Origin of the sequence: Lachnospira pectinoschiza, assembly GCF_900103815.1 — a bacterium.
GTDB lineage: Bacteria > Bacillota > Clostridia > Lachnospirales > Lachnospiraceae > Lachnospira > Lachnospira pectinoschiza_B.
On the sequence record NZ_FNHZ01000001.1, the window covers coordinates 752,008 to 774,315 of the forward strand.

The 22,308-nt window shown below is 35.7% G+C and carries 16 protein-coding genes and 1 other RNA gene; 14 read left to right on the top strand and 3 right to left on the bottom strand.

The genetic code is table 11. The features are described from left to right. Nucleotides 1-3: 3 nt before the first annotated feature. From era to rnpB, 14 genes are all read left to right on the top strand, one after another. Nucleotides 4-969, top strand: a complete 966-nt coding sequence (gene era, locus BLQ66_RS03135; protein WP_074521062.1) for a GTPase Era — start codon at nt 4-6, stop codon at nt 967-969. Nucleotides 970-1,094: 125 nt separating this feature from the next. After that, entirely contained in the window at nt 1,095-2,483 is a 1,389-nt protein-coding gene (locus BLQ66_RS03140) for a glycine--tRNA ligase (protein WP_027430390.1), read from the top strand. Between the two features lie 188 nt (nt 2,484-2,671). Then, nucleotides 2,672-3,418 carry a DNA repair protein RecO gene (recO, locus tag BLQ66_RS03145; protein ID WP_074520879.1) on the top strand — a complete coding sequence of 249 codons (747 nt, stop codon included), beginning with the start codon at nt 2,672-2,674 and terminating at the stop codon, nt 3,416-3,418. 63 nt (nt 3,419-3,481) lie between these two features. Then, a complete protein-coding gene (locus BLQ66_RS03150) occupies nt 3,482-5,176 on the top strand; it encodes a hypothetical protein (RefSeq protein WP_074520880.1) in 1,695 nt (564 codons plus the stop codon). A gap of 22 nt (nt 5,177-5,198) precedes the next feature. Then, a complete protein-coding gene (locus BLQ66_RS03155; protein WP_074520881.1) occupies nt 5,199-6,464 on the top strand; it encodes a replication-associated recombination protein A in 1,266 nt (421 codons plus the stop codon). Nucleotides 6,465-6,506: 42 nt separating this feature from the next. Beyond that, the gene (locus tag BLQ66_RS03160) at nt 6,507-10,070 is read left to right on the top strand and encodes a DUF5717 family protein (RefSeq protein WP_074520882.1); all 3,564 of its coding nucleotides are present in this window, start codon (nt 6,507-6,509) and stop codon (nt 10,068-10,070) included. A 3-nt stretch (nt 10,071-10,073) separates the two neighbouring features. Beyond that, on the top strand, nt 10,074-11,249 hold the full coding sequence (locus tag BLQ66_RS03165) for a DUF5716 family protein (protein WP_074520883.1): 1,176 nt from the start codon (nt 10,074-10,076) through the stop codon (nt 11,247-11,249). 9 nt (nt 11,250-11,258) lie between these two features. Beyond that, the gene (locus tag BLQ66_RS03170; protein ID WP_074520884.1) at nt 11,259-12,086 is read left to right on the top strand and encodes a tetratricopeptide repeat protein; all 828 of its coding nucleotides are present in this window, start codon (nt 11,259-11,261) and stop codon (nt 12,084-12,086) included. Between the two features lie 15 nt (nt 12,087-12,101). After that, nucleotides 12,102-13,784: a hypothetical protein gene (locus BLQ66_RS03175; RefSeq protein ID WP_074520885.1), complete on the top strand. Its 1,683-nt coding sequence runs from the start codon at nt 12,102-12,104 to the stop codon at nt 13,782-13,784. Nucleotides 13,785-13,899: 115 nt separating this feature from the next. Beyond that, complete coding sequence (pheS, locus tag BLQ66_RS03180) at nt 13,900-14,919, top strand: phenylalanine--tRNA ligase subunit alpha (RefSeq protein ID WP_027430396.1); 1,020 nt, start codon at nt 13,900-13,902, stop codon at nt 14,917-14,919. 46 nt (nt 14,920-14,965) lie between these two features. Next, nucleotides 14,966-17,386, top strand: a complete 2,421-nt coding sequence (gene pheT, locus BLQ66_RS03185) for a phenylalanine--tRNA ligase subunit beta (protein WP_074520886.1) — start codon at nt 14,966-14,968, stop codon at nt 17,384-17,386. Between the two features lie 141 nt (nt 17,387-17,527). Then, nucleotides 17,528-18,574 carry a tRNA preQ1(34) S-adenosylmethionine ribosyltransferase-isomerase QueA gene (queA, locus tag BLQ66_RS03190; protein WP_074520887.1) on the top strand — a complete coding sequence of 349 codons (1,047 nt, stop codon included), beginning with the start codon at nt 17,528-17,530 and terminating at the stop codon, nt 18,572-18,574. 105 nt (nt 18,575-18,679) lie between these two features. Next, on the top strand, nt 18,680-19,048 hold the full coding sequence (locus tag BLQ66_RS03195) for a PilZ domain-containing protein (RefSeq protein WP_027430399.1): 369 nt from the start codon (nt 18,680-18,682) through the stop codon (nt 19,046-19,048). Between the two features lie 30 nt (nt 19,049-19,078). Then, nucleotides 19,079-19,430, top strand: an RNA gene (gene rnpB / locus BLQ66_RS03200) — RNase P RNA component class A. 93 nt (nt 19,431-19,523) lie between these two features. On the opposite strand, the gene BLQ66_RS03205 is transcribed toward rnpB, so the two are convergent. The 3 genes from BLQ66_RS03205 to BLQ66_RS03215 all read right to left on the bottom strand — a co-directional run bounded on the left by BLQ66_RS03205 (nt 19,524) and on the right by BLQ66_RS03215 (nt 22,172). Further along, the gene (locus BLQ66_RS03205) at nt 19,524-19,949 is read right to left on the bottom strand and encodes an aspartate carbamoyltransferase regulatory subunit (protein ID WP_027430402.1); all 426 of its coding nucleotides are present in this window, start codon (nt 19,947-19,949) and stop codon (nt 19,524-19,526) included. A gap of 93 nt (nt 19,950-20,042) precedes the next feature. Continuing rightward, nucleotides 20,043-20,960 (bottom strand): aspartate carbamoyltransferase, encoded by a 918-nt coding sequence (gene pyrB, locus BLQ66_RS03210; protein WP_074520888.1) that lies wholly within the window; start codon nt 20,958-20,960, stop codon nt 20,043-20,045. Between the two features lie 159 nt (nt 20,961-21,119). Next, complete coding sequence (locus BLQ66_RS03215) at nt 21,120-22,172, bottom strand: lactonase family protein (protein ID WP_074520889.1); 1,053 nt, start codon at nt 22,170-22,172, stop codon at nt 21,120-21,122. Nucleotides 22,173-22,308 lie beyond the last annotated feature (136 nt).

The window sequence follows — 22,308 nt, forward strand, 5'->3', positions numbered from 1 at the left end:
GAAATGCTTGCAGCTAGTGGTATTACAGGAAATGGTGCCACAGCTAATAATGAAAACCTTAAGTCAGGTTTTGTAACATTTATTGGAAGACCAAACGTAGGTAAATCAACACTTATGAACAATATCATAGGTCAGAAGATTGCCATTACTTCTAATAAGCCACAGACAACAAGAAATAGAATCCAGACAGTTTATACTGATGAGAGAGGACAGATTGTCTTTGTTGATACACCAGGTATTCATAAAGCTAAGAATAAGCTTGGAGAGTACATGGTTAACGCAGCAGAGCGTACAATCAAGGATGTGGATGTTATATGTTATTTAGTTGAACCTAAGGCTTTCATAGGTGAAGCAGAATCAAAGATTTTAGAGCGTCTTAAAAATGTAAAGAAGCCTATAATCCTTGTTATTAATAAGATAGATATGGTTAAGAAGGAAGAGGTTCTTCCTGTAATTGATATGTATAGAAAGGAACTTGAATTTGATGAGATAGTTCCTGTATCTGCAAGAAATGGTAACAATGTAGAGGATTTAAAGGAAGCTATCTTTGACTATCTTCCATATGGTCCAATGTATTATGATGCAGATACTGTTACAGATCAGCCAATGCGTCAGATTATTGCTGAACTTATTAGAGAGAAGGCTCTTTATTGTCTAGAAGATGAAATTCCTCACGGTATTGCTGTCGAAATCAATATGCTTAAGGAAAGACAGACAACTAATAAAAAGCCTATTACTGATATTGATGCCACAATTATATGTGAAAGAGATTCTCATAAGGGAATTATTATTGGTAAGGGCGGCAATATGCTTAAAAGAATTGGAACTGATGCTCGCTTCGAAATCGAGAAGCAGTTAGAGATGAAGGTTAATTTAAAGCTCTGGGTTAAGGTTAAGAAGGAGTGGAGAGATAGCGATATCTTAATGAAAAACTTCGGCTATGATAAAAAAGACCTTGCAGACAACTAAAAGGCTTAAATTAACAATTGCCAAATTTAATATTATGTTATAAACTAAAAAAGCTAGTTATCTTCCAGATAACTAGCTTTATAAGTAATTAAGTCTAATAGACTATAATAAAAAGGAGTTTCAATATGGAAAAGACAATGGAGAAGATTGTTGCCTTAGCTAAGGCAAGAGGCTTTGTATATCCAGGTTCTGAAATCTATGGTGGTCTTGCTAATACATGGGATTACGGTAATCTTGGTGTTGAGCTTAAGAACAATGTTAAGAGAGCTTGGTGGCAGAAATTTATTCAGGAGAATCCTTACAACGTTGGTGTTGACTGTGCTATTCTTATGAATCCACAGACATGGGTAGCATCAGGTCACTTAGGTGGTTTCTCAGATCCTTTAATGGACTGTAAGGAATGTCATGAAAGATTTAGAGCTGACAAGATCATTGAAGATTGGGCAGCAGACAATAACTACGAACTTGAGTCATCAGTAGATGGTTGGACTCAGGAATATATGAAGAACTTCATCGATGAGCATGAAATTAATTGTCCTTCTTGTGGAAAGCATAACTTCACAGAAATTAGACAGTTTAACCTTATGTTCAAGACTTTCCAGGGTGTTACAGAAGATGCTAAGAATACAGTTTATCTTCGTCCAGAAACAGCTCAGGGTATTTTCGTTAACTTTAAGAACGTTCAGAGAACTTCAAGAAAGAAGGTACCATTTGGTATTGGACAGGTAGGTAAGTCATTCCGTAATGAAATTACTCCTGGTAACTTTACATTTAGAACAAGAGAATTCGAGCAGATGGAATTAGAGTTCTTCTGCAAGCCAGGTACTGACCTTGAATGGTTCCAGTATTGGAGAGGCTTCTGCCGTGATTGGTTACTTTCTCTTGGTATCAAGGAAGATGAAATGAGACTTAGAGATCATGATCCAGAAGAATTAGCATTCTACTCTAAGGGTACAACAGATATCGAATTCTTATTCCCATTTGGTTGGGGTGAATTATGGGGTATCGCTGATAGAACTGATTACGATCTTACTCAGCATCAGACAACATCAGGTGAGGATATGTCTTACTTTGATGATGAAGCTAAGGAAAAGTATGTACCATACGTTATTGAGCCATCACTTGGTGCAGATAGAGTTACACTTGCATTCCTTTGTGCAGCTTATGATGAAGAAGAATTAGAAGGCGGCGACGTAAGAACTGTTCTTCACTTCCATCCAGCACTTGCTCCTGTAAAGATTGGTATTTTACCACTTTCTAAGAAGTTAAACGAAGGCGCAGAGAAAGTATATGCAGAACTTTCTAAGTACTACAACTGCGAATTCGATGATAGAGGAAACATCGGTAAGAGATATAGAAGATTAGATGAAATCGGAACTCCTTACTGTATTACATATGACTTTGATTCTGAAGAAGATGGTTGCGTAACTGTTCGTGATAGAGATACTATGGAACAGGAAAGAGTTGCAATTGCAGATCTTAAGGCATACTTCGAAGACAAATTTAGATTTTAAGCACTGTAGCAATTGTTTTACAATTGCTATGTAGCCGGAGCCTCGCAGCGAAGCTGCCTCTAATGGCGACGGTTCTCAAATTGATATGTAGTCGGATTTCAAAGGCTGTTACTAATGTAGCAGCCTTTTTTTTATTGCCTATTTGGAGTATAATTAAGGGGATTATTAGCTAACTGAAAGGATATCTTATGGCAGAAGTAATTAATGTTACGGGAATTATTTTATCTAGCATGCCAGTAGGTGAGTCAGATAGAAGAATTGTTATTTTAACAAAAGAATTAGGTAAGATAAGTGCTTTTGCTAAAGGTGCTAGACGACCTAATAGCAGCTTGATAGGGCTTACAAGACCCTTTATCTTTGCTGATTTTGAAGTTTATAGAGGAAGGAATTCCTACACCATATATAAGGCCGTGGCAAAAGAGTATTTTGAAAAGTTAGTAACTGACTTGGATGCGGTTTGCTATGGCTATTATTTTGCAGAAATTGCAGATTATTACTCAAGAGAAAACCTTGAGGCGAAGGAGCTTATAAACCTTTTATATGTAAGCCTTAAGGCCCTTTTAAAGGAGCAGATTCCAAACGCCTTAATTAGATACATTTACGAGTTAAGAATGATTGCCATTAATGGAGAGTGCCCGGATTTCTTCTCTTGTAGAAAATGTGGCAAGGAAGATAATTTATTATTTTACGCAAAGGATCTTAATGGGGTAGTTTGTGGCGATTGTATAACAGAGAGCTTTGCATCAGTAAGACTTAGTAAAGATGCCCTCTATACACTACAGTATATCGTTACAAGCCCTCTTAATAAGCTTTATACTTTTACACTAAACGATGAGACTTTTAGAATTATTGCTAGTGTAATTAACAGGCTTGAGGACATTTGCTTTGACAAGAAATTCAAATCTAAAGATATGTTATTAGAAGAAATACTTTAAATAGTTAGTATAATAATGTAAAATAATATTAATAAATATAGATTAAAGAGTTGAGGTGAGATTATGCTTTGTCCAAAGTGTGGTCAGGAATATGAAGGCCCTCAGTGTCCACGTTGTGATGGACCTGTGGTTCTTGTAAATAATTCGGATTACCTTAAAAGAAAGAAGGCCTACGAAGAGAGACTTAAAAACAGGGGTAAGGAAGAATTAGAAGAAGATAAAAAAGAAGAGAAAAAAGAATTTGATTTGATGGAAGTTGTAGATGGTCTATTTTCTGAGGAGAATAAAATGTCTAAGCTTAAAAGAAAGGCCAGGGGCTTAGTAAAGAAGCTTAGAAAGTCTAAGAGAAAGTCAACTAAAGACACCAAGTCTTCAAATAAGAATAATGAGAACAATGAAGAAGGACCGCTTAAGTCTGTTTCAATTAGAAAGGCTAAGAAATTCAAATATAACATTAGAAGAATAGCCTTTTTAGTGGCAGCTCTAGTGTGCTTAGTCCTTATAATTGTTGGAATTTATAAGTTGGTAACAAGAAAGAATTACGAGCTTTTCTTTAGCTATAACGACAAGATTTACAATGTAACAGATCTAGAGTCTAGCTATGTTTGTGACGAGTCGGATGCTGTATTTGCTGTGGATGGGAAAACATTTTACCAGGCAGAAAACCTTGATATAGAGGGCAGCATAAAGCAGGAGATGGCAAGTAATGACGGCGATTATTTAGCTTTCGTTTCCTATCTTGAGGATGGCAACTACGAAATCATTGTTAATACAAGTAAGGGAACAGTTAAGCTTGCCACTAACAAAAATTCAAAGGAATTAGTAGCCCTAAGAGATAGCGGAGTTTTGATTTATACTGAAACTGAAGAGCTAAATGACGAGGGTGGTACAGGTAGCAAGAGCTTAAACGTTGTATTTTTTGATGGCCTTGAATATCAAACCATTAATTTAAGCGAGGATATCAGTAAATATTATGTTTATACAGCCCAAAACCTTGTGGTGGCAGTAGATAATGATGGTAATTTATTTGAATATAACTATAAGACTAAGAAAAAGACTAGTCTTGAGGGAAATGTAACTAATCTTTTAGGCATGAGTTCAGATAATTACAATTACTACAGCTATAGTGCTGATTTAGTAAATGAGTGGGATAAGGCTAATAGCTTTGTCTATGCCATTGGTTATGTTTATTATCTATATGATATTAAGGATGCTAAATCTACAGTTCTTACTAAGTCCTCAGACTCAAGCATGGAGTTTATCTATGATGAGGCTAATAATTATATATATGCTCTTAATACTAATACAGTTTATTCTGCAAAGCTTGATGGGGACACAGTATCAAGTCTTGAGGAACTAGATAATATTAAGACTGCAAGAAATGTGGTGTATAATTATTCTACAAAGGAACTTTACTTTATTGATGGAGATTCTAATTTAGTTAGGGTTAAGAAGGGCGAGGAAAAGGAACTTGAAAGCAATGTTTATGATGGTTCCCTTAGCCTTGTAAGTAATGATAGTAAGGCTATTTGCTATATAGTTGATAATAGTATTTATTATAGAAAATCTTCCACAGCCGCAGCTGTAAAGATTTACACAGGAGATAATCTTACTACTAACATTGGTATGGTAAAATATAAGAATAAGCTATATTTCTACGCATCAAGCGAGCTTTTATGCACTTGCTCAACTAAGGGAGGATCTCTTAGTGAGGTAGGAAAGATAGCAAGATTCTGGTTAGGAACTAAGTTAAAGTAAATAGGACAAGTTAGGTATTAATATGGATTTGTTTGATTATATGAGAGAAAATAATAGCAAGAAGGAATCCCCTCTTGCTATGCGACTAAGACCTAAGACATTAGATGATATAGTAGGTCAGGAGCACATAATTGGTAAGGATAGCTTACTTTATAGAGCAATTAAGGCAGATAAGTTAAGCTCAGTTATCTTTTATGGACCTCCAGGAACAGGAAAGACAACCCTTGCAAAAGTTATTGCCAATACAACAAGCGCAGACTTTAGACAGATAAATGCCACAATAGCCGGTAAAAAGGATATGGAAGAAGTGGTTAAGGCTGCTAAGGATAACCTGGCTATGTATGGGAAAAAGACAATACTTTTTATAGATGAGATTCACAGATTTAATAAGGGGCAGCAGGACTTCCTCCTTCCTTATGTGGAGGATGGAACTTTAGTATTAGTAGGTGCAACTACTGAGAATCCTTACTTTGAAGTAAATGCCGCTCTTATATCTAGATCAATTATTTTTGAACTTATGCCTTTGAAAAAAGAAGACATAAAGGTAATTTTAAAGAGAGCCGTTTATGATGAAGTTAATGGTATGGGTTCCTATAATGCTGAAATTGATGAAGAGGCACTTGATTTTCTAGCAGATATTTCTAATGGAGATGCTAGAAGCGCTCTAAATGCCATTGAGCTTGGCATTTTAACAACAGATAAAAGCGAAGATGGAAAGATACATATCGATATAGAAGTAGCACAAAACTGTATTCAAAAAAGGGCAGTAAGATATGATAGTGACGGGGATAATCACTATGATACAATTTCAGCTTTTATAAAGAGTATGAGAGGTTCAGACCCAGATGCAGTTGCTTATTATCTAGCTAAGATGCTTTATGCTGGGGAAGATATAAAGTTTATTGCTAGAAGAATTATGATTTGTGCTAGTGAAGATGTAGGAATGGCAGATCCTAATGCACTAAATGTTGCAGTTTCTGCCTGCCTTGCAGTTGAAAGAGTGGGTATGCCAGAGGCTAGAATAATCTTAGCAGAGGCAGCTATTTATATAGCCAAGGCGCCAAAGAGTAATGCAAGTTATATGGCAATTGATAGAGCTCTAGAATTTGTAAAGACTCATAAGCAGGTGCCGGTGCCAACACATTTGCAAGACGCCCATTATAAGGGGGCCGCAAAGCTTGGACATGGAGTTGGTTATAAGTATCCACATGCCTATCCAGGACATTTCGTGGAGCAGCAGTATTTGCCAGACGAATACAAAGAGGAGAAGTTTTATATTGAAGAGTAGATGCTAGATTTTTAAACTAGTTAAAAATGGGAGGGGTTCCAAATGAGAGATTATGTAAATCGTCTATCAAGAGGAAAATTTAATTTTGAAGAAAATCGACTTAAGTGTAAGGGAGAGATAGTAAGACTTGATATTGCAAAAGACCTTATAACTGAGTCTAGCTTTGAATTAGAGGCATCAAATCCATTGAGAGGAATGGTTTTTGCCTCTGATTTAAGAGTGGAAATTATTGATAAGAATTTTGCCGGAACTAATATAGTTATTAGATATAGAGTGGATGGCAGGGATTTAAAGAAAAAGGAGAGTTTAGAGGGAAAGTTTGTGGTTATTAGTGAAGCTGGCGAACTTGAAATCCCTTACTCTTTTAAGTGCATTGAAAAGTTTGTGGAGACTAGTCTTGGTAATGCATCTAATCTCTTTCATTTTACAAACCTCTACCAAACAGCCCCAAGCGAGGCTATGGAAATCTTTTTTAGTCCAGATTTTAAGGATATCTTTTTGGAAAATGATGAAAAGCTATCTAATATTTACGATGCCCTAAAGAATCGTGAGCACGGACTAGAATCTATTGAAGAGTTTTTAATTGCCCTAAATAAGAAGGTGGCAACTAGCTTTAAGCTAGCTGAAACTAAGAAAATCTATGAATGCCCAAACAGTAATCTTAAAGACTTTTTTGTAATAAAAAAATCGGGCTGGGGAAATTTTAAACTCGATTTATCTTGTGATGAGGAATTTATTAAGCTAGAGAATACTAGCTTAAATCAGGATGATTTCACAGGAGATATCTGCGAAGTTGAATATTTTATTGATGTAGAAAAATTACATAAGGGTAATAATTTTGCAAAAATACGACTTCGTTCTTTTAACGTAAATCTAGATTATATCATTGAAATTAAAGAGGATACACAGATTCTAAAATCTGAAGAAAAAACTAGACATAAAGAAAGTAAGCTTGCCTATAAGCATCTAGTTATGGAGTATCTTGATTACAGAATGAATATTATTCGACGTGATGATTTTATAAGTCACGTAAGAGAAATTGTAAATAAATATTATTCTTCTACAAAGGGAGATATATTTTTAAAACTAGCCCTTGCCCAGAGCTTTGTAATTACTGGGGAGGATGATCTAGCCTCAGAGATTATTGAAGAGGTAAAGGTAGAAGCTCTAGCTAGTATGCACTCAAACCCTGTAAATTACGCTTATTTTCTCTATGTAAATAGTCTACTTTTAAAGTCAGGAGATTACACAAGAAAGGTAATAAATCAGGTTAGGGGAATCTATGAAAGCGGCAATAAGAGCTGGCAGATTCTCTGGGTTTTATTCTATCTTAATACAGAAAATGAGAAGAATAGAAGTATAAGACTAGTTCGCCTAAAGGAGATTATATCAAAGGGCTGCACAAGTCCTGTTATGTATTATGAGGCCCTTAGAATCTTTAATAGCCATCCAGAATTATTTAGAGTTCTCGACGACTTTGAGTTAAAGGTTGTAACCTTTGGTATTCGCCACAGTGCGATTCATGAAAATCTTGCAAGACAGATTGCTGATGTGGTGGATGAGCTTAAGTATGCAAGTAACGAGCAGCTAGCAATTTTAAAGATTCTTTATAACATGTATAAGCTTGATAGCATTTTAGAGCCACTAGTAAAGCACCTAGTTAGAGCAGGCCTTGATAGTGAGGATAACAACCACTATATCGAGCTTGCCATTGTAAAGGGCTTTAAGATAACAAGAATTTATGAGTATTATATTTCTAGCTGTCCTAGGTCTATGAATGTGGTATTTCCTAAGCCTGTGCTTATGTATTTTATGTATGATAACTCTTTATCTAGAGAGGATAAGGCTTTCCTTTATGCCAATATTCTAGATAATAAGGGAGTTTATAAGGAAGAGTATGAGGCTTATGAAAGAATTATAGAAAACTTTGCAATTGAACAACTAAAGCTTGGCTTTATAAACGAGGATATGTCCATTATTTACAAAAATGTATTGAGAGGGGAACTTGTAAACGAGGACAACGCAAACTTTATATCCATTCTTAATTACATCAATAAAATCACTGTTAAGGATAAGAAAGTTAAGGCGGTAGTGGTTAAGCTAACAGAAAAAGCTAGCCTTGATTTTTACGAGCTTAAGCAGGGAGTTTGCTATATTCCAATTTATACTAATAACTCTGCCATCTGCTTTTTATGCGAGGATGGAGTTATTAGAAAAGAGGGCATAGAGCATGAAATCAAACCTTTAATGACAGATATGGTTTCTATGAATACCCTTAGACAATTTGATATTTCAAACGAAGGCTTTTTGATTAACTGGGCTTATGATAGTCACAAAAAGGGGGATAAATCTGAGGAAACCCTTGGTGGATATAAATACATTTTAGTTAATCCACTTATGGACTATAACTTTAAGCTAAAGGTTAATTCATGGCTTATTAAATATTATTATGAATTAAATGAATTTGAAAATGCAGAAAGTGTATTAGCCCTACTTATTAAGTCAAAGCTAAAAAGAGAAGATGGCATTAGACTTATTGAGATAGCTCTAAATAATAAGCTCTATGATGAGGCCTATGAATTGGGGCAGGAATATGGCTTTAGAGGAGTTTATCCTGCTAAGCTACTTAGACTTACAGATCATTTAATTACAAATAATAATTTTGAGGAATCTAAGGAACTAGACTTTATTGCAAGTTACCTCTTTGCAAACAGAGTTTATAATGAGGACTTGCTTATATACATGCTAAGATATGCTTCTTGTTCTAATGAGGACTTTTACAAGTTGTGGAAGACCTGCCAAAACTTCGGCCTTGATGTCACAGAACTTTCTGAAAGAGTCATTATTCAGATGATGTTTAGTGGGGTTCATAATGGCAGACTAACAGAAGTCTTTACAGATTACTACAGCCACCACGGCATTAAGCTTATTACAAAGGCTTACCTAGCCTATAATTCCTACCTCTTTATTGTTAAGGGTAAGAAGGCAAACGAGGTTATCTATAAGGTAATTGAAAGAAGTATTGCTGAAAATGTAGGTCTTGCAGATATATGTTACGTGGCTTATTTAAAAGAAATTTCAAGAAAGCCAGAGCTACTAAAGGAAGAGGAAAGAAGGGGACTTGCTCAAAAGGTTATAGATTACCTTTGCAAGAAAAATATTATGCTTAGCTTTTATTCTAACCTAAGCAATTACCTTAGACTTCCTTATAACCTAGTGGGAGCAACGATTCTTGAATGCATAGCAAGCCCAAATCATAAAGTAATGATTCATTACATTTTAAATGAGTCTTCTACTAAGTTTACTAGTGAGCTTATGAACTCTACGGATTTCGGTCTATTTACATATAAATTTAATCTCTTCTACGGAGATAGCTTAAGGTATTACTTCACTATTGAAGGCGAGGGAAAATGTACTAAGACCGCCGAGAATACAATAGAGTTTACTAATCTATTTGGGGAGACAAGCAGGGGCCGTTTTGATAATATTAACGACTGCTTTGCTAGCAACGAACTTAGAGATTACATGACTTTAAGAAGGGTTATGGAAAGTTATTTGGTTGAGGATTTTGTAGTTGATGAGACGTTTAAGATGCGAAAGGATTAATCAATGGAGAGTTTAGAAAATGTGTCAGGCTTAATAATTGGTATGGATTTAAATGAAGACGTGGCCATGCTTAGCTACTACGATTACAACAACAATATAGTAAATCAGCTAGAATTTGATAATAGGCAGGAATATTTTCTTAATAAGCCTTTAAAGGAATTGGTTAAAGACGTGGAAGGGGTAAGAGAAGGAGAATATAGAGAGCTTACTAATCTCTTATCTAGCCTTTTAGATGCTGCGGCTAATAAAACAGGGATTAGCGTAATTTCTTGTCTAACTGTGGTGCTTCATAATTATAGCATCGACTATTTAAATGCTATTAAAAGAGTCTTTCAAAATCTAGGGCTAAATCAGGCAAACAGCCAGGTCATTAGTAAAGGAGAGAGCTTTGCCTATTATGCATATTCTCAGAAACGCGAGTTATACATTGGGGGAGTTTGTCTTGTGGATTTTGAAGAAAATGGACTTAAATATATAAGGCTAAACTCAAAACGAAGCAACAACGTGGACTATATTATTGAGGATAAGAAAATCTATAATTCCATTGAATTTAAAGAGGTTCTAAATAAGGAAAAGAGCTTAGAGGATGTGGAGGATTTACTTATTTCAAGCCTTAATGAATTTTTAGATAGGAAAATGATTTCCTCAATCTATCTAACGGGAGCAGGCTTTAATACAGATAAGTTACCCAAGAATTACACTAAGTTAATTACAAGTAGAAAGAAGGCCTTTATAGGTAATAATCTTTATTCTAAGGGGGCTTGCTATTCAGCTCTTGAATATATTAGACCTAAGGTTTTTGATAATACAGTGCTTTTATCTGAGCAAAGAATTATGGTGGGCATTGAGCTTGATATTCTAGACAAAGGCGTGCCAAAGCGCTTTAGACTTATTAAGCCAGGCACTAACTGGTTTATGGCAGATAGAAGTATTGATTTTATAATTGAGGATATGAGGGAGATTAAATTGCATATTCTTACAGCAGATAATAGATTTGATGATGAATCTATTGATATATCAGATTTTCCTTATAGAGAGGGAAAGACTACTAGGATTTCTATATCTGTGAAATTCTTTTCGTCAGATAGATGCCAAATTGTAGTTAAGGATTTAGGCTTTGGAGATTTCTTTAAATCTTCTGGCAAGCTAGTTTATAAGGATTTGGATTTTGCTATTTAAGGAGTGCTTATGAGTGGAATGATACTTTGTAGAACAAAAATGGCAACTAATCCCTACAGGGTTTATAGTACGGGGATTAGAATTTATACAAGCCAAGAGCTTTGTTACTACATTTACAACAATATTTATTTAATAGCTAATGATTTTATAGACGATAGGTTGATAGATTTTCTAAAAAATGAGCTAGGGGAAGTAAACCTTGCTAATAGACTAGATTATCTAAGAGAGAATAATGCAGGTCTTGCAGAAATGCTTGTAACCATATTAAAGTCTATTGATTATTATACTATTGCTGAAATTGAGAAAATAAGAGAGATTCTAAATACTCTTTCAAGTCAGACACCTTTTGAAAGATTTGAAAAAAGAGCGGATAGTTATTTAAGCAATAAGTGCTATTATAGCGCCATTGACTGCTATCTTGAGATAATTAATAACTACTCTCTAGAAGATTTGGGAAGTCCTTTTTATGCAAAAATTCTTCACAACCTAGGAGTGGCTTATGCAAGGATGTTCTTATATGAAATGGCTAGAAAATATTTTGAAGAGAGCTATAAAATCAGCCAGCATGAAGAGACTAAGCGTATGCTAAAGACTTGTGATGCCTTGATACATTTATATAGCAATTTGGAAAATTTGGACATAAGCGAAGACGAATATGTTATTCGAAGTGAAATGGAGACACTTATGGATAACGCCAGATTTAGCGAAAAATTCAAGGAATTAGAGGAAGTATTTAAGTTAAAGGATGAAGGTAAAATTTCAGAATTTAATTTGAAAATAAAGGACATTTTAGCTAAGTGGAAAGAGGAATATTTAAAATATACAGCTAGTATCTAATTAAAAGGAGTGGCTATGGGGATTTTCAAATTTATAAAAAAGAGCATTGATGATGAGTATGATCTAGATAATCTAGAGGACCTAGTCTATGAGGACGAGCCCTTAGATACAGACGAGAATTTAACAGACGAGGATTTTAAAAAGGACCTTAAAAGCTATGATATGGGCGAGCTTTTTGCAGGTCTTGGTTTTGATGGTTCTGGAAATAGGCTGCCAGAAGAAAGTGATGTGGCAGGCCGCAAAAAGAATGTAAAGAATCAAAAGGATTTAAGAAGGGAAGAGGAGAAATACGACGAACTTCTAAATTCTGTTCAGGCTCAAAATCTTATAAAGACCGTTGAGAAGATAAATGTTGAGGCTAACAAGGAAAAACAGAAGGAAAAAATTGAGGAAGGCCTAGAAGAGGGCAAGGACTCTTTATATATTAAGAATGGAAAAAAGCGACTAGACATCCAAACGGATGAGGATATTTATCAGCAAATGGGGGTTGATAATGAGAAGGAGCTTTATAGAAAACTTGAGACTAGCAAGGTGGATAGAGAAATCGACAAGCTAGAGATAGATTTGCCAGATGTTTCTAAAAAGCCAAAGGCTCTTGATAAGGTAAATACAAGTACTTTCATGCCTCAGGATATGGAGATTTATGTTAAGAGCCAGTGCGACATTATGGAGGAGGCCTCTTCTTATGTGGAGAGAGCTAAGCTTGAATATGAGACAGTGGCTGAGTATTACGAGGATACCAATAAGATTTGCGATGCACCAACCAATATGAAGCTTAAGGTAGAGAATGCCGCGGAGCGTGTGGAAAATCTTACAACGGATAGACGCATTAGCAGGGGTATGGGAAATCAGCTTCCTATGGAGGTCTTTAGAAAGCTAGAGAGCCTAGAAGACCAGATTCCAGGAGCTATTGATGATATCCAGAGCCAAGAGAATTATTATGAAAATGTAAAGCGAGACATGAGAATGCTTGAGGGCGAGAGAATCAATCTTAAGTCAGAGGCTAGGTCTTTAGTTAGACGTCAGTTAAACATTAGAAGCCTTGCTATTACTACAATTATTTGCCTTATGGTGGTATTTGTGGTATTTGTTATAGCAATGTTTAAGCTTCAAGATGATGCTAACACTTTACTATTTGTTATTGTGACTGCTTTGGCAGCAGCCCTTGCACTCTTTATGTTTGCCCTTCTTCGTCGTACTGAAAGAGAAGTCTATGTGGTGGAAAATAAGATAAACAAGGCCACAACTCTTCTTAATAAGGTGAAGATTAAGTACATAAACGCTGCTAACACATTAGATTACGAGTATGCTAAGTATGATATTACAAGTTCTTATGAGCTTGCAGAAAAATTTAAACTCTTTAATATTATGCGAGCTGATCAAAAACATCTTGTGGAGATGACTTCTGCTCTTAGTTCTGCAGAAAAAGAGCTTGAAGACATTTTACGCATGCTTGACCTTTACGATCCTCATATCTGGCTGTCTCAAGCTAGAGCCATTCTTTCTGATAAGGAAATGGTGGAGATTAGACATAAGTTAACCTCTAGAAGACAGAAGCTTCGTGGTCAGATTGAGTACAATGAGAACCGTATTAAGGAAGCTAAGAATAATATTAAAAATGTAACTAACAAAAATCCACAATATGCTGCGGATGCATTAAGGGTTGTTGAGATGTATGAGAGAAAGCATGCATTTTAATAGATAATAAATTATAAATTATTGCAAAAATTAGGGGTTGTGTTACAATAAGAAATGGTTTTTTGGACCTTGGAGAGGGTCAGTAAACACTACTACGTTATATTGAGGAGTTATTATGAACGAGAGACTAGTAAAGCTTAAAGAGAATGCGCTTGCTAAGATTAATGAAGCTGATTCTCTTGATAAATTAAATGATATCAGAGTAGCCTTTTTAGGTAAGAAGGGTGAACTTACAGAAATACTAAAGGGAATGAAGGATGTTGCACCAGAAGAAAGACCTAAGGTTGGTCAGATTGTTAATGAAACAAGAGCAGCAATCGAGGAAGTTTTAGAAGATGCAAAGAAGAGCTTAGCTAGTAAGGCTCTTGAAGCTAAGTTAAAGTCTGAAGTAATTGATGTAACACTTCCAGCTAAGAAGACTAATGTAGGACATAGTCATCCTAATACATTAGCTCTTGAAGAGGTTAAGAAGATTTTCGTTGGTATGGGTTATGAAGTTGTTGAAGGTCCAGAAGTTGAATATGATTACTACAACTTCGAGGCACTTAACATTCCTGCAAACCATCCAGCTAAGGATGAACAGGATACATTCTATATTGATGAGAAGACATTACTTAGAACTCAGACTTCATCAGTTCAGGTTCATGAGATGGAAAGAGGAAAGCTCCCAATCAAGATGATTAGTCCTGGTAGAGTTTATAGAGCAGATGAAGTTGATGCTACACATTCACCTTGCTTCCATCAGGTTGAAGGTATGGTAATTGATGAGAATATTACATTTGCTGATTTAAAGGGTACACTTGCTGAATTTGCTAAGCAGCTCTTTGGACCAGAGACAAAGGTTAAGTTTAGACCTCATCACTTCCCATTTACAGAACCTAGTGCAGAAATGGATGTAAGCTGCTTTAAGTGCGGCGGTAAGGGTTGTCGTATGTGTAAGGGTGAAGGTTGGATTGAAATCCTTGGTTGTGGTATGATTCATCCTCACGTATTTGAAATGAGCGGCATCGATAAGGATAAGTACACAGGATTTGCATTTGGTATCGGCTTAGAGAGAATTGCACTTCTTAAGTATGAAATCGATGATATGAGACTTCTATACGAGAATGATGAAAGATTCTTAAAGCAGTTCTAACTTTAGGAATTTAAATAAGAAAAGCAACTAAAAGGGAGATTAAATCATGAATACATCTTTAAATTGGATTAAAGCTATGGTCCCAGGCCTTGAGTGTACTGATCAGGAATTCCGTGATGCTATGACACTTTCAGGTACAAAGGTTGAGGGATTTGAAAGATATAATAAGAACTTAGAGAAAATCGTTGTTGGCCAGATTGAGTCTGTTGAGGCTCATCCAGATGCTAGCAAGTTAGTAGTTTGTAAGGTTAACGTTGGAACAGAAGTTTTACAGATCGTAACAGGTGCTCCAAATGTTAAGGTTGGAAGTTCAGGACAGAAGGTTATCGTAGTACTTGATGGTGGTAAGGTAGCTGGTGGTCACGATGGTGGCGCACTTCCAGAGAATGGAATTAAGATTAAGAAGGGTAAGCTTCGTGGAGTTGAATCATTTGGTATGATGTGCTCTATGGAAGAGCTTGGTGTTTCTTCTGAATTCTTCCCAGGTGCAGATCCAGACGGTATCTACTTCCTTGGTGATGATGCAGAAGTTGGTTCATCAGCAATTGAGTATCTTGGTCTTGATGATGTTGTTTACGAATATGAAATTACTAACAACAGAGTAGACTGCTATAGTGTAATTGGTATTGCAAGAGAGGCAGCAGCTACATTTAAGAAGGAATTTAAGGCTCCAGTTGTTACTAAGACAGGTAACGATGAGGACGTTAATGATTATATTAAGGTTGAAGTTAAGGATAGCGACCTTTGCAAGCGCTACACAGCTAGAGTTGTAAAGGATATTAAGCTTGCTCCATCTCCAGAGTGGATGAGAAGAAGACTTATGACAGCTGGTATTAGACCTATTAATAACATCGTTGATATTACAAACTATGTTATGGAAGAATATGGTCAGCCAATGCATGCTTACGACCTTGAAACTATTGAAGATAGAAAGATCGTTGTTGCAAGAGCAAAGGACGGAGAAAAGTTTGTAACACTTGATGGTCAGGAAAGAAATCTTGATTCAGAAGTGCTTATGATTAATGATGGTAAGAAGGCTATTGGTATTGCAGGTATCATGGGTGGCGAAAACTCTATGATTACTGACAATGTTAAGACAATGCTTTTCGAGGCTGCTACATTTGATGGTACTAACATTAGAAAGTCAGCTAAGAGAGTTGGTCTTCGTACAGATGCTTCAGGTAAGTTTGAAAAGGGCCTTGATCCAGAGAATGCTATGGCAGCTATGGATAGAGCTTGTCAGCTTATTGAAGAACTTGGTGCTGGTGTAGTTGTTGGTGGTGCTATTGACATTTACCCAGTTAAGAATGAAAGAAAGAGAATTACTTTCGAGCCAGAAAGAATTAATGCATTACTTGGTACAAATGTATCAGTTGATGATATGATGACATATTTTAAGAGACTTGAAATTGAATATGATAAGGATAGCAATGAATTAATTATTCCTACATTTAGACAGGATTTACTTAGAAATGCTGATATCGCTGAAGAAGTTGCTAGATTCTTTGGTTATGACAACATTCCTACAACTCTTCCTCATGGTGCAACTACAATGGGTAAGATTTCATTTAAGCAGGAAGTTGAATTAGAGGCTGCTAGAATTGCTAAGTTTGCTGGTTTCTCAGAAGCTATGACATATTCATTTGAAAGCCCTAAGGTATTTGATAAGTTATTGCTTGATGCAGATGATAAGTTAAGAAAGACTATTGTTATTTCTAACCCACTTGGTGAAGATTTCTCAATCATGAGAACACTTCCACTTAATGGTATGTTAAACAGCCTTTCAACAAACTATAACAGACGTAACAAGAACGTTAAGTTATTCGAGCTTGCTAAGGTTTATATTCCAACAGGTGAAGAACTTCCAGATGAGAGAGTTCAGTTCACACTTGGTTTCTTTGGTGATGGCGACTTCTTTACAATGAAGGGTGTTGTTGAAGAATTCCTTGATGAAATTGGAATTAGCAACAAGTTAACATATAATGCAGATGCTAAGAAGAACTTCTTACATCCAGGTAGACAGGCTGAAATCTCTTATGAAGGTAAAGTACTTGGTTACTTAGGTGAGGTTCATCCTAAGGTAGCTGATACTTACGGTATTGGTGATAGAGCTTATGTTGCAGTTCTTGATATGCCAGTAGTAACAGAGCTTGCTAACTTCGATATTAAGTACACAGGAATTGCTAAGTTCCCTGCTGTAACAAGAGATTTAAGTATGGTAATGCCAAAGACTATGCCAGTTGGTGACGTTGAAGCTATTATTGCTAAGCGTGGTGGCAAGTTAGTTGAAAGCTATAACTTATTCGATATTTACGAAGGTAGCCAGATTAAGGAAGGCTTTAAGTCAGTAGCTTACTCAATCGCATTTAGAGCTAATGATAGAACTCTTGAAGATAAGGACATTACACCAGTAATGGATAACATCTTAAAGGATTTATCAGCAGCAGGCGTTGAATTAAGAGCTTAATTTTAAACTTTTCACTTTTTATAATAACAAATAAATGATAAAATACTAACTTCGGGGAGTTTTGTAAGATCGCTTCCCGAAGTTAGTTTTTGATAAAAGAAAGGGTATGATCGCGTTGGTCATATTTATAGGTGTTTAATGATGGATTTACATGATTTTGACTATGATTTACCAGAGGAGTTAATTGCTCAGGATCCACTATCTGATAGATCTTCATCTAGACTTATGGTTCTTAATAAGAACACAGGAAAACTAGAACATAAGATTTTTAGAGATATTATTGACTATCTTAATCCAGGGGATTGCTTAGTTCTTAATGATACTAAGGTTATTCCTGCAAGACTTTACGGTGAGAAGGAAGGTACAGGCGCAGGCATTGAAGTGCTTTTACTTAAGCGTAAAGAGGATTTAAAGGATACATGGGAAGTTTTAGTTAAACCAGGTAAAAAAGCTAAGGTTGGAGCTAGAATTAGCTTTGGTGATGGTAAGCTTGTTGCTGAAGTTAAGGACATTGTTGATGATGGTAATAGAATTATTCAGTTTGAATACGAGGGTATTTTTGAAGAAATTCTTGATGACTTAGGACAGATGCCACTTCCACCATATATAACACATAAGCTTGAAGATAAGGATAGATACCAGACAGTTTATGCAACTCATAAGGGCTCAGCTGCAGCCCCTACAGCAGGTTTACATTTTACTAATGAATTACTTAAGGCTATCGAGGAAAAGGGCGTTAAAATCGCAAGAGTAACCCTTCACGTAGGTCTTGGTACATTTAGACCTGTTAAGGTTGAGAATATCTTAGATCACCACATGCACTCAGAATTCTATATGGTTAGCCAGGAAGCTGCCGATATAATAAATGAGACTAAGAAGAATGGTGGCAGAGTAATTTCTGTAGGAACAACTTCTACAAGAACTATTGAGTCTGTAGCTAACGAAGACGGTACAGTGCCTGCTAAGACAGGCTGGACAGACATTTTCATCTATCCAGGTTATAAGTTTAAGACAATTGATTGCCTTATAACTAATTTCCACTTACCAGAATCTACTCTAGTTATGCTTGTTTCAGCCCTTGCTGGCAGAGAAAATGTACTTAATGCATACAAGATAGCAGTAGAGGAGAAGTATAGATTCTTTAGCTTTGGTGATGCAATGTTTATTACAGACAATGAGATACAGTAAATTTAATGAGCGTTTAATGAAAAATCCTGTCATATCGGTTGTTAATTAATGCACTGTTGTGCTAAAATAATACTAGTAGAGAGGATTAAAACTGGAGGTAATAAGATGGTTGAACGAAGAAAGTCTAAAAGGACTGACATCGACGCAGTCATTGCATTAAAGCAATTAGGGGATAATTTTGTTACGGGTATTTCAGGCAAAGCAGTTTCTGTTAATACTCTTAACATTTCAAAGGATGGTATTGCATTTAAGTCAGATAGAAAGTTTAAGTTAAACTCATATCATGATACTATTATCAAGCTTGATAACAAGGAATCCTTTGAAGCAATTATCGAAGTAGTTCGCATGGAGAATAGAGGCGAACCAGAAACAACTTATGGATGCCGTTTCATTGGTATTACTAGTGATGATCAGTTTAAGATTGATGTATATCAGATCGTTTACGAATCAAGACTAGCAACTGAAGGGGCTTAAAAGTTGTAATTACAATTTCAGATTTATATATGAGTAAGACAGATGATCGCGGCTACATTTCCGAAAGGAAGTAGGTGAGGAAAGTCCGGGCTTCATAGGGCAGGATGCCGGATAACGTCCGGTGGAGGCGACTCCAAGGCTAGTGCAACAGAGATATACCGCCATTTTATGGTAAGGGTGGAAAGGTGGAGTAAGAGACCACCGCAGTCTTGGTAACAAGATTGGCTATGTAAACCCCATTCGAAGCAAGACCGAGTAAAAACATTACGTCTGCCCGGCGTGTTTTAGGTAGGTCGCTTGAGTCTATTGGCAACAGTAGAACTAGATAGATGATCATCACGAAGCAATTCGACATAACCCGGCTTATAGTTTTGCTCATTTATAATAAAATAACAGCAGCCAGTGATGGCTGCTGTTATTTTTTACAGGCCTAGGCAATTGCCTAGGCCATTTATATTATTAAATTTTGGATGCATTATCTATTATATTTTTCTTCACAGTATTTACATCTGTAAACCTGCTTTTCCTCATCTGCAAGGAAGAATACGTGCTTTAACCCCTGTTCAATTGAAGTAATGCATCTTGGGTTGTTACAGAAGATAATATTAGTAATTTCCTTTGGAAGAGAAAGTGTCTTTTTCTCAACGATTTCACCGTTCTTAATTACATTAACAGTGATGTTATGATCAATAAAACCAAGTGCGTCTAAATCTACTAAATCAAGACCACCCTCAATTTTAATGATATCTTTTTTGCCCATTTTATTAGAACGAGCATTCTTTATAATAGCTACCTGACAATCAAGTAAGCCAAGTCCAAGTTTATTATAGATTTCCATAGCCTTGCCAGCTTCAATATGGTCAAGTACGAAACCTTCATTTAACTGTCCAACGTTTAACATAGCAATCTCCTCATTTATATTTGTATTTCTTAATTTTAAAAATGATGCTAAAACCCGTCTTTATTAGCGCCAGTTTCTATCTATTAAGATTTATTATTTATCAAGTCCAAGAAGTGTAAGGATAAGAGCCATTCTTACATATACACCAAATTGAGCCTGCTTAAAGTAAGCTGCTCTTGGATCGTCATCAACTTCAACAGAGATTTCATTAACTCTTGGAAGTGGATGTAATACATACATATTTTCCTTTGCCTTAGCCATCTTTGCCTTATCAAGAACGTAGAAGCCCTTCATTCTTAAGTATTCATCTTCAGAGAAGAATCGTTCTCTTTGTACTCTTGTCATGTAAAGGAAATCAAGCTCGCCAATAACATCGTCTAAGCTTTCAACTTCAATGAAATCACAATTATTTTCTTTTAAAACATCTTCTCTGATGTAATCAGGAATTCTAAGTTCTTTAGGAGAAATAAGAACAAACTTGATGTTAGAATATCTAACAAGGGAACTAATAAGAGAATGAACAGTACGTCCAAATTTAAGATCGCCACAAAGACCAATAGTGAAATTATCAAGGGAACCACCAAGCTCTCTAATTGTCATAAGATCTGTAAGAGTTTGAGTTGGATGCTGATGACCACCATCACCTGCGTTAATAACAGGAATTCTTGAAACAGAAGCAGCAACCATTGGTGCACCTTCCTTTGGATGTCTCATAGCAGCGATATCTGCATAACATGAAATAACACGAATTGTATCTGCAACGCTTTCACCCTTTGAAGCGGAAGATGAGTTAGCAGAAGAAAAACCTAATACAGACCCTCCTAAGTTAAGCATAGCAGCTTCAAAACTTAATCGGGTTCTTGTACTAGGTTCATAGAATAAAGTAGCTAATTTCTTTCCTTCACAACGTTTAGAATACTTATCTGGGTTGTGAGAAATATCTCTGGCTAAATCAAGTAGGTTATTTAATTCTTCAACACTTAAATCTAGCGGACTAAGTAAATGTTTCATAATGCCTCCGTAAATCTCAATTAATTTTTAATCTTATGTATTCTACTATTAAAATCATAAAATATCAATGTTTATTTCAAAAAAAATACAAAAAATAAACCCCAAGAAAAATAAACTTAATTTTCTTAGGGTTTATATTAGAATCACAATATATTCTAATTAGTCTTCTAATTCAACAATCTCCATGTTGTTAGGATGAGAAATGCTAAGTGGCTTACCATTCATAACAATTAAGCCCTTCTCATAATCAACTGTGAAAATTGTAATTGTGTTATTCTCGTTATTCATACACATTACATGCTTGTCATCAGGGAATATACCTAAGAACTTAGGATATTCACCACTTACAGGTAAGGAATTAAGAGCTGATAACTTACCAGTCTTCTTATCTACTTTATAAACTGTAAGAGTGTTATCACCAGCGTTAGAGCAAAGTAAGTTCTTGCCTGAGTTTGTAAAGCTAATATAAGCTGCTGCACTATTAGACTTGTGGTCCTTTCTTACAGTGAAAATGTTCTGAATAAGTTCAAATCTATTCTTATCTGAATTCTTGTCATATTCGTATACGTTGATGTAGTTCTTAAGCTCGCAAACAACATAAGCAAATTTACCATCTGCACTAAATAAAAGCTGACGAGGAGCTGATTCCTGCTGTGATCTAATAATATCATAGAGCTTAATTCTACCAGTCTTGTGGTCAAATTCGTAAAGCTTAATCTGATCAATACCTAAATCACAAGCGCAAAGTAAATCTTCATCAGGTGTGAAGCAAACTCCACTAACATGTGGTCTTGAATTACGTTCAGCAATACTTCCCATACCCTTATGGAATACTTCATCAGCAATGCCGCCAATTGAACCATCTACCTTAATCTTTAAAACTGTAATCTTACCATCATGATAACCTGCAACAACTAGGAACTTATTATCCTTAGTTGTAACAATATTACAGCCTCTCATACCGTTAATAGAAGCAGTATTAAGCTTCTTTAAAGAACCATCTTCTAATATTTTAAAGGAAGTAACACCCTGATCACAAATAGAGTAAAGGAACTGCTTATCATATGATGTAGTTACATAAGAAGGATTGTCGATTTCAATCTCATCTCTTTCAGTAATACGTCCCTTTGGCACATCTAAATCATAAATATGAATGCCCTTACTTTTTTCCTGTGTGTATGTTCCCACATATGCTACGTATTTTTTACTCATAGTTTTCCTCCAATAAAAAGTATTGTCTCCATGAATATAAAAACCCCTTTAGTTTTTTGTCACGTTAAAACAATCTAGTACAATTTTAATTCAAGGAGGGCTTTTTTTCAATAGGACTCGGTTAATTTTTTAACAA